The following is a 6,525-nucleotide window of genomic DNA, read 5'->3' as shown; positions in this document are numbered from 1 at the left end:
GAGCAGGGGTGGGCGCGGGCTGTGGCTAACCTGGCGGCTGGCTGTGAAAAGACCGGGTGAACCCGGTCGGGGCCACGGCTGGTCCGGGCCCCGGCCCCGCTGGTCGTCCTGATCACTTGTTTGGCCACCCGGAACCGGCGTCAGCGGGTATGTTTCCCGAGGTCAGGAACATCGTCCAGGGGCCATGTCGGAACCGGCGACTACGCTGAGGCAGGAGAGGAGGACGGTGTGCTGCTGAGGTTCCGGGTCGCGAACGTGCGGTCCCTGCGTGAGGAGCAGGAGCTGTCCTTCGTCGCGCCAGACGACACGGAGGCGTTCACCACTCGCGTGGTCGATCTCCCCGGTGGCCGGTCGCTGGGTGTCTTCCCGCTGATCGGGATCTTCGGCGCGAACGCCTCCGGCAAGTCGAACGTCCTCGCGGCGCTCGTCGACATGCGGAGCGCGGTCCTCGACTCCTATGCCCGCTGGGCCTCGTACGACGGCGTTCCGCGCTCGTTCTTCGCGCTCGACCCCAAAGGGTTCGAGGAGCCGAGCTTCTTCGAGGTCGACCTCGTCCTGGAAGGCGTCCGCTGGACGTACGGCTTCGAGTTGGGCGCCGGCCGCGTCGAAGCCGAGTGGCTGCACAGCTACCCGCTCGGGCAGCGGCAGATCTGGCTGGACCGGGATGCCTCCCGGGCGGAGGAGTACGACTGGCCGGGCAAGCGGGTCAAGGACCGCGCACAGCTCGCCCGGCGCACTCGCCCCAACGCCTTGCTGCTCTCCACCGCGGGCACGGACAACCACCCGCAGCTCTCGCCCCTGTTCCAGTGGTTCAGCCGCAACCTGTGGCTGATCGACCCGGAGGTCGACAGAGACCAGCGCGAGGCGTTCACCCGGCAGGAACTGTCCGGAGCCCGAGCCCGCCGTATCGAGGAACTCCTGCGGGTGGCCGACCTCGGGATCACGGGAAGCGAAGTGGTCGAGGACGGCAGGGGCCATTCCGCGGTCAGGCTCGTGCATCGCTCTGCCGAGGGCGAGACCGCCCTCGACTGGCAGGCCGAGTCACTCGGCACCCGCTCCTGGTTCGCTCTCCTGGGCCCGCTGCTGCTCGCGCTCGACGAGGGCGCCGTACTGCTCGTCGATGAGCTGGACGCCAGCCTCCATCCGCGTTTCGCCGCCGAGGTCGTCCGGCTCTTCCACGACCCGTACGCCAACCCGAACGGCGCCCAACTGGTCTTCACCTCGCACGACCCGACCGTGCTCACCACTCCGAGCGGAGGCCGGCTGCTGGAGCCCGGTCAGGTGTGGCTGACGGAGAAGGACACGGACGGAGCGACCGAGCTGTATCCGCTGACCGCCGCGTCCCCGGGGAGCGAAGAGGACCTGATGAAGTCATACCTGGCGGGGGCCTTCGGGGCTGTCCCCTCGCTTCTGGAGGGCCAGATCGCCCGGCGGCTGCTCGTCGGCCGCGAGCAGGACGGGCCCGAGGCGGGACAGCGCTGATGGGGAAGCCGAAGAAGGGGAAGGACTCGCTGGGCCCCGCGAAGCAGCGTGCACGGCGCAGGAGGGTCGTTCATGTCTTCACCGAGGGCGAGGTGACGGAGCCCTCTTACATCGAGATCATCAAGGGGCACGCACCCACGGTCGAGGTGCGGATCGCCAACGCCTCCGCCCCCGGTTCCCAGCGCAAGCCCCTCAAGCTTGTCGAGGCGGCCGTGAAACTCATGGACAAGGAGCGGCGGGAGGCCAGACGCGGCGGTCTGACGGCGGAGTACCTCCCGCAGGTCTGGTGCCTCTTCGACCGGGACGAGCACGAGGGCATAGAGACCGCGCTCAAGCAGGCCCGCGAGGGAGGGGTGGAGGTCGCGTTCTCCCACCCCTGCTTCGAGCTCTGGCGCCTGCTGCACCACAAGCCGGTCACCGGCACGTTCGGCGGGGTGTGCGGGCTGGTCGTGCAGAGGCTGCCCTTCGCCAGAGATCCGAAGGACGGGGCCAGACTCAAGCTGGTGCTGCCGCACCAGATCACCGGGGGCTTTCCGGCGGCCAAGGAGCGCGCCCTGCGGATGAACGCGGAGCACGGCGAGCATGTGCCGCTCGTCAAACGCGATCCGTACACCAATGTCCACGATTTCGTGGAACGCGGGCTCGGCATCACCAAGTACTGACATCACCGCAGGTCATAAGGGGGGCGGTCGTGGCCAAGGTCACTCTCGCGCAGTTGCAGCATCATCTCTTCGCGGCCGCGGACATCGTCCGGGGCGCGATGGACGCCTCGGAGTACAAGGACTACATCGTCGCGCTGCTCTTCCTGAAGGGCGCCAACGACGAGTTCGAGGCGGCGCGTGAGACGCTCAAGGAGCATGTGGCCCCGGACCTGGGTCTGACCGGCGCGGCACTCGCCGACTTCCTCGAACAGGATTCGACGTACCGCGAACGTGGTGTGCTCTTCGTGCCGGAGCAGGCCCGCTGGCCACAGTTGGCCTCGGCCACGCACGACATCGCCGAGAGCCGGCTGCATCCGGCGTTCCGGGCACTGGAGGACCGGCATCCCCAGCTGCAGGGGCTTTTCAGCCACCTCAACTTCCTCCGCCTCGGCGGCGGGTACGGCCGGTCCGCCACCGAACGTTCCGACGAGCGGCTGAGGGCCCTCATCGCGCACTTCGACCGGGTCCGGCTGAACACCGAGGACTTCGAGTTCCCCGATCTGATCGGGGCTGCCTACGAGTACCTGATCAAGGCGTTCGCGGACTCGCAGGGCCGCGTGGGCGGCGAGTTCTACACCCCGCGCGCGGTGGTCCGCATGATGGTGGACCTGCTGGAACCTCGGCCGGGTATGCGGATCTACGACCCGTGCGTCGGCTCGGGCGGCATGCTCGTCGCCGCCAAGGAGTACGTGGAGGAGCACGGCGGCGACACCTCGGAGATGTTCCTCGCCGGCCAGGACGCCAACCGCGGCTCCCTGGCAACGGCGACAGTGAACCTGGTCCTGCACGGGGCGCGCAACATCGACCTGCGCGCCGGGGACACACTCAGCGCACCGGCGCACGTGCCGGCCTCGGACGCGGACCGGTTCGACGGTGTGCTCAGCAACCCGCCGTTCGCCACGGACTTCGTGGCGGGCGACCTCGCGTACCCCGAGGAACGTGCGGCCTACGGGCTCGCAGGCGAGCGCGGCAAGGCCGATCTGATGTTCCTTCAGCACATGCTGTGGGAGACCAAACGGGAGGGGCGGGGAGGCACGGTCGTCACGGTCATGCCCCATGGCGTGTTGTTCCGTGAGGGCCGGGAACAGGCGATCCGCACCAAGCTGCTGGACGACGACACCATCGAGGCGGTCATCGGCCTGGCACCGAACCTCTTCTACGGCACCGGCATCCCCGCCTGTGTCCTGGTGCTGCGGTCGCCGGGCAAGAAGGATCCGCAGCGAGCGGGCAAGGTCCTGTTCGTCAACGCGGACCGCGCGTTCCGCGCGGAGCGCGCCCAGAACGTGCTGGGGGCGGAGCACGCCGAGAAGATCACGTCCGCCTTCCACGGCTTCACGGAGATACCCGGCTTCTCGCAGGTGGTGGACCGTGACGAACTGCGGCGCAACGGCGACAACCTCAACGTCCGCCGCTACGTGGACAACACGCCGGCGCCTGAACCGCAGGACGTGCGGGCGCATTTGGTGGGCGGTGTGCCGCGCGCCGAGATCGACGCGAAGAAGGGGCTGCTCGACGCGTACGGGGTGGCACCGACCGATCTCTTCGAGGAGCGCCTTCCCGCGGATCCGCGGTACCTGGACTTCCCGCCGCAGGCACGGCGCCCCGATGCGGCCCGGTTCGCAGATCTGGCCCGCCCTCGCGAGGAGCAGCTGAAGGCTGCCTTCACCGAGTGGTGGAACGCGGAGGTACGACACCTGGAGGCGGTCGCCACGGCTGCCGAGGAGCCGACAGGCGTTCCGCCCTCGCAGGGGAGGACCGCGCTGTGGGCGGCTCGGGCGGGGTTGGTCGAGTCCTTCGCCCAGCGTCTCGACGAGGTGGGGCTCCTTGACCGGCCCGTGCTCGCAGGCGCGGTCGCCGAGTGGTGGCACGAGGCCAGATACGACCTGCTGGCACTCTCGCAGAGGGGGTTCGCGGGTGTGCTCGACGGCTGGGTCGCGGACATCGAGAGACAGCTCGCGCCGACGCCCGACCCGGGCACCGGCAAGGAGCGCCGGCCGACCGCCGGGGAGCGGCGCGAGGTGTACAGGCACCGTCTGTTCACCGCCCTGGTCCCGGACTTCTTGGCGGAACTGACGGCGGCGGACGCCAGGCTGGCTGCGGCGGAGGCGCGCCGGAAGGAACTCACGTCCAGGACGGCCGATGACGACGAGGAGCCCGGCACGAGGGGCGACGGCCAGGGGGACGGCGATGCTCCCGCCGCCGACGCAGCCGCCGAGGCAGCCGCCGCGCACAAGGAGCGGCTGACGGAACTGGCTGCGGTGAAGCGTGAACGTTCGGCCGCCGCCGCCGCGGTCAGGGGCCTGGAGGAGAGCGCACCGGACGGTCTCCTCCGGGCCCGTACCGCGCTCGCCGAACCACAGGAAGAGCGCCGGGCGGTTCTGGACATCCTTCGGCATGGTCTGCGGAGCAAGCTCGATGACCTGGTACGCGACCGGCGTCGGGAACTCATCCGTGCCTACGAGAACTGGTGGGAGAAGTACGGACTCTCGTTCCGGGAGATAGAACAGCAGCTCAAGGGGACGGCCGAGGGCGGCGCGGTCCCCAGCTATCCATGGACCCGGCGCAGTGCGTGGGAGGTGATGGCGGACGGCTCGGGCGCGGAGTGGGACCGGGACACGGTCGCCGACGTCGTCCGCTCGTTGATCGACGCAGAGAAGGAGGTCGAGGGCGAGCTAGCCAAGCTGGACCTCGACGACTTGCTCGCACTGCTCACGGCGATCGACCCCGGGGGAGCCGACCGGGCCCGGCGGTGTCCGCTGCGTGAGGTGGTGGCCTCGGTACGGCCCGGAGCCGCCGTCGGACGGGGGAGCCGTCCCGGCGTTCCGGTTCTCCGGCCCGCCGATCTGACCGGAGGCGCGCTCGGGACGCCCGGGAGCGGGTCGGGCGTGGCCGCATCCGCCCGGCTCCAGGGAAGCCGGGAGGCAGTCCTGCTCCCCGGGGACGTCCTGCTCGCGGCGGCGGGCGAGACGGGGCGGACATTCCGTGCCGCGGTATGGCGGGGAGAGCGAGGACAGGCGACCTACGGGCAGAGCGTCCTGCGCATCAGGCCCCACGCAGACCGGATGACCGCCGAGTACCTTGTGGCGTGGCTGATGCTGCCCGAGAGCCAGGACCGCATTCATTCGGTGGCCCGGTCCGCCAGCGGCCTGAGTCTCGTGAGCCCGGCCCGTCTGCTCGACGTGGACGTGGACGTCCCCGACATGGTGGTGCAGAAGGCCTTCACCGAACGATTCACTGCGCTCGCCGTGGAACGGCGGGTCCGACACGCGCAGTTGGCGAAGCTGCGCCTGGTGAAGGACATTCTGCTGGGCAACCTCACCGGATCGGCGCGGGGCTGAGGGCCGTACCCGGTGCGGATCCAACCAGGTAAAGACTCGTACACCCACTCCCCATGCGTACAACCTTTCTCCCGCCTTCGGGAGTCAACAGGGCATGACACGGGGGATATCGAACTACACGAAATGGGTCGCGGCCGGTGCGCTGGCCGCCTGCGTCGTCGCCGCCGCTCCGGCCGCCGCGGCGACCACACCGACCGTCAGCTGCACGTCCGCCAGGGCGGGCCTCGCCGACAAACTCAAGCGGGACATCACGTCCGCCGTCTCCAACCGCTCGGGCACCATCGCCGTCGGCCTCTACGACCGTACGACCAGGACCACCTGCACCCTGCGCTCCTCCACCGCCTACGACTCGGCGAGCGTGGTCAAGGTGACCGTCCTCGCCACGCTGCTGTGGGACGCCAAGAAGCACAACCGGTATCTGACCGACCGTGAGGTCACGCTCACCAAGGCCATGATCACCAAGTCGGACAACGACGCGACCACCAAGCTGTGGCGACAGCTCGGCCTGACCAAGATCAAGGGCTTCCTGTCCGCGGCCGGCATGACCCAGACCAAGCCGGATGCGAACGGCCACTGGGGGCTGACCCGGATCACCGTCACCGACGAGCAGAAGCTGCTCAAGCTGATCACCGCGAAGAACACCGTCCTGAGCGACAACTCCCGTGCCTACACGCTGAAGTTGATGGGACAGGTCATCTCGTCACAGCGCTGGGGCACCCCGTACGGCCGTCCCTCCGGGGTCTCCTGGCACGTCAAGAACGGCTGGCTCCAGCGCTCCACGCACGGCTGGCGGGTGCACAGCGTCGGCACGTTCACCGGCGGCGGCCACGACTACACGATCACGGTGCTCACCCACGGCAACAGCACCATGAACTACGGCGTCACCACGATCCAGGGCGTCGCCAAGGTCATCCACAGAGACCTGGCAGCAAGCTGACACCCACCGCCCTCCCAGGGGGCTGTCGCCGCGGTGTCCGTGGACGGTGAGGGCGTCGGGGCGGGGA

4 protein-coding genes are annotated in these 6,525 nt (G+C 69.4%); all 4 read left to right on the top strand.

What is annotated here, in order from left to right:
• The first annotated feature begins 228 nt into the window (after window positions 1–228).
• The 4 genes from EHS43_RS33715 (at window position 229) to EHS43_RS33700 (ending at window position 6,458) form a co-directional block, all read left to right on the top strand.
• Window positions 229–1,482 (top strand): ATP/GTP-binding protein, encoded by a 1,254-nt coding sequence (locus tag EHS43_RS33715; protein ID WP_125194451.1) that lies wholly within the window; start codon window positions 229–231, stop codon window positions 1,480–1,482.
• Window positions 1,482–2,144, top strand: coding sequence for an RloB family protein (locus EHS43_RS33710; RefSeq protein WP_125194450.1), 663 nt, complete (start codon window positions 1,482–1,484; stop codon window positions 2,142–2,144). Before EHS43_RS33715 ends, EHS43_RS33710 begins: the two co-directional genes overlap by 1 nt.
• Window positions 2,145–2,173: 29 nt before the next feature.
• Entirely contained in the window at window positions 2,174–5,521 is a 3,348-nt protein-coding gene (locus EHS43_RS33705; RefSeq protein ID WP_125194449.1) for an N-6 DNA methylase, read from the top strand.
• A gap of 94 nt (window positions 5,522–5,615) precedes the next feature.
• On the top strand, window positions 5,616–6,458 hold the full coding sequence (locus EHS43_RS33700) for a serine hydrolase (protein ID WP_125194448.1): 843 nt from the start codon (window positions 5,616–5,618) through the stop codon (window positions 6,456–6,458).
• Window positions 6,459–6,525 lie beyond the last annotated feature (67 nt).

Source organism: Streptomyces sp. RP5T (genome assembly GCF_003933965.1).
In the GTDB taxonomy this organism is placed as follows: domain Bacteria; phylum Actinomycetota; class Actinomycetes; order Streptomycetales; family Streptomycetaceae; genus Streptomyces.
The sequence above is the reverse complement of the archived record's forward strand: the minus strand, read 5'-3'. Positions and strand labels throughout refer to the sequence as shown.